This is a genomic window from Actinomadura sp. HBU206391 (assembly GCF_014323665.1).
Lineage (GTDB): Bacteria > Actinomycetota > Actinomycetes > Streptosporangiales > Streptosporangiaceae > Actinomadura_C.
In genome coordinates, this window is sequence record NZ_JABVEB010000467.1 from 1 (window position 1) to 2,749 (window position 2,749).

The 2,749-nt window shown below is 71.6% G+C and carries 4 protein-coding genes; 2 read left to right on the forward strand and 2 right to left on the reverse strand.

Going from position 1 to position 2,749, the window contains the following annotated elements:
- Both HKK72_RS38370 and HKK72_RS38375 read right to left on the reverse strand, forming a co-directional pair.
- Positions 1-1,201: RNA polymerase sigma factor (locus HKK72_RS38370; protein WP_187239285.1), on the reverse strand; the 1,201-nt coding region annotated here is incomplete at its 3' end.
- Positions 1,198-1,560 (reverse strand): YciI family protein, encoded by a 363-nt coding sequence (locus HKK72_RS38375; RefSeq protein ID WP_187239286.1) that lies wholly within the window; start codon positions 1,558-1,560, stop codon positions 1,198-1,200. The genes HKK72_RS38375 and HKK72_RS38370, both read right to left, overlap by 4 nt.
- A gap of 142 nt (positions 1,561-1,702) precedes the next feature.
- On the opposite strand from HKK72_RS38375, the gene HKK72_RS38380 reads away from it, so the two are divergent.
- Both HKK72_RS38380 and HKK72_RS38385 read left to right on the forward strand, forming a co-directional pair.
- Positions 1,703-2,068 carry a VOC family protein gene (locus HKK72_RS38380; RefSeq protein WP_187239287.1) on the forward strand — a complete coding sequence of 122 codons (366 nt, stop codon included), beginning with the start codon at positions 1,703-1,705 and terminating at the stop codon, positions 2,066-2,068.
- A 33-nt stretch (positions 2,069-2,101) separates the two neighbouring features.
- On the forward strand, positions 2,102-2,749 hold a 648-nt coding region (locus HKK72_RS38385; RefSeq protein ID WP_187239288.1), incomplete at its 3' end, for an alpha/beta fold hydrolase.

A 2,749-nucleotide genomic window follows, 5' to 3' on the forward strand; every position in this document is an offset into this window, starting at 1 on the left:
GCGCGGCGCGGGACTCGAGGTAGCGCCGCTCGGGAAGGCTGAGCGTCCGGCGCGCCGCCAGGCGATAGTGGGCGTGTGCCGCCTCACGGTCCCCCGCCATGTCGAGCAGGTGCGCGCGGACGGCGTCGACCCGGTGGTGCCCGGCGAGTGCGGGGTCGGGCTCCGCCAGCCGGCGCAGACCGGCCTGCGGGCCGTGCACCATGGCGACGGCGACGATGCGGTTGAGGGTGACCATCGGCCCAGGGGCGATGGCGTGCAGCAGGTCGTACAGTCCGAGGATCTGCCGCCAGTCGGTGTCCTCGGAGCGGGGCGCCTCGTCGTGCACGGCGGCGATCGCGGCCTGCAACTGGTAGGGGCCGATCGGCGCGCCGACCAGTGTCTCAGTGATCAGGTCGATGCCTTCGGCGATGGCCTCGGCGTCCCACCGGCCGCGGTCCTGCTCCGCCAGCGGGACCAGGGCGCCGTCCGGCCGGGTCCGCGCAGGGCGGCGGGCGTCGGTGAGCAGCATGAGGGCGAGGAGCCCGGCCACCTCGCCGTCCTCGGGCAGGCGGTGGCGGAGCTGCCGGGCCAGCCGAATCGCCTCGGCGCTGAGCTCGCCGCGATGCAGCGTGGATCCGGAACTGGCGGTGTAGCCCTCGTTGAAGATCAGATAGAGCACGTGCAGCACCGCGGGCATCCGCTCGGAGAGTTCGGCCTGCAGGGGCATCCGGAACTCGGCGCCGTTGCCCCTGATCCGCTGTTTCGCGCGGCTGATGCGCTGCGCCACGGTCGCCTCCGGCACCAGGAACGCGCGGGCGATCTCGGCGGTGCTGAGCCCGCCGACGGCGCGCAACGTCAGGGCCACCTGCGACACCGGCGTGAGCGACGGGTGACAGCACAGCAACAGCAGGGCGAGGGCGTCGTCGACGGCCGGGATCGGCTCGGGGTCGGGCGGTGCCAGTGCGGCCACGGTCTCCTCCCGGCGGCGCCGGGCCGAGTCGCTTCGCCACAGCTCGGTCCGCCGGCGGGACGCGACCGTGATCAGCCAGCCCTTCGGGTAGCCGGGAACACCTTCGGCCGGCCACTGGACCGCGGCCGCCAGCAGGGCCTCCTGCACCGCGTCCTCGCACGTGTCGAAGCCGCCGTAGCGCCGTACGAGGGCGGTGAGGACCTGTGGCGCCAGCTCCCGCAGCAGGTGCTCGACCTGCGGTTCCGTGTTCACATCTCCAGCCCGCCGAGGTCCAGGACCGGTCGCACCTCGACGTCACAGTACGCGGCGTCCGGCGCCCGCGCGGCGTACTCGATCGCACGCTCGACGCTCTCGCACTCGATGAGATAGAAGCCGGCCAGGTGCTCCTTCACCTCCGCGAACGGCCCGTCCGAGGCCATCACCTCGCCGTCGCGGACCGACACGCGCTTGGCCAGCGACGGATCGGCCAGGCCCTCCGACACGATCAGCTCCCCCGACGCGGCGAGCTCCTCGGTGAGGGCGGCATGCGCCCGCCCGAACTCCGCCCGCTGGGCTTCGGAGAGTCCCTCCCAGACCTGCGGGTTGGAGTAGATCAGAATCAGGTACTTCACCGGGCCCTCCACATGGTGTCGGCTTACTCTCACGAAACCGTCTCACCTGATATGTCGAGACCGGTGCCACGGTTTCGACGTCACCTGCGACAGGATCGCCGGCGCGGCCGGTTCCAGGACGGACCCAGTGAAGGGGAGCATCATGTTCGAGCACACCAGGGCGTTCAGCGGATTCTCCGTGGACGACATCCCGAAGGCAAGGCGGTTCTACGGCGAGACGCTCGGTCTGCGGGTGTCGGAGAAGCACGGGATGCTCACGCTGCACATCGCCGGCGACCGCGACACGCTGGTCTATCCCAAGCCCGACCACACACCGGCGACGTTCACCATCCTCAACTTCCCGGTCGACGACATCGACGCCGCCGTGGACGAGCTCGCGGCGCGCGGAATCAGCTTCGAGCGCTTCGACGGAGTCGACGACAAGGGGATCTTCCGCGATCGCGGACCGCTCATCGCCTGGTTCACGGATCCGGCCGGCAACGTCCTTTCAGTGCTCCAAGAGGACTGAGCCGCACCCGGCACGACCAGAGAGGGACACGGCATGGACAAGGCGACCTCGGCGGATGGCACCCCCATCGCCTTCGAGCGCATCGGTGACGGGCCGCCGGTCATCGTGGTCGGTGGGGCGCTCTGCGACCGGGCGGTGACCCGCCCGCTGGCCGAGCGGCCGGCGCGGCATTTCACCGTGATCAACTATGACCGCCGCGGCCGGGGGGACAGCGGAGACACCACGCCGTACGCGGTCGAGCGCGAGATCGAGGATCTCGACATCCTCATCGCCGAGGCCGGAGGGACCGCCTCGGTGTACGGCCATTCCTCCGGCGCGGGCCTCGCCCTGCGCGCGGCGGCGCACGGCCTGCCCGTCGCCAGGCTCGTCCTGCACGAACCGCCCTACAACCTCGAGGACGGCGAGCCGCGGCGGGTCTCGCGGGAGTACGCCGAGAATCTCAGGACCATCCTGGCTGAGGGTCGCCACGGCGACGCCGTCGAGCTGTTCATGACGTTGACGGGGATGCCGCCGGAGACGGTCGCCCAGATGCGCGGCGAACCGTGGTGGGCGGGGATGGAGGCGAACGCGTCCACGCTCGCCTACGACTCCGAGGTCATGGGCGACCTCGCCGGCGGCACGGTCCCGGTCGACCGGGCCCGCGAGGTGACCGCCCCGGCGCTCGTCCTGTGCGGCGGGGCG

Excerpts from the sequence above, each read along its gene's own strand:
- HKK72_RS38380 (WP_187239287.1), top strand. The coding sequence starts at position 1,703 with ATGTTCGAGCACACCAGGGCGTTCAGCGGATTCTCCGTGGACGACATC.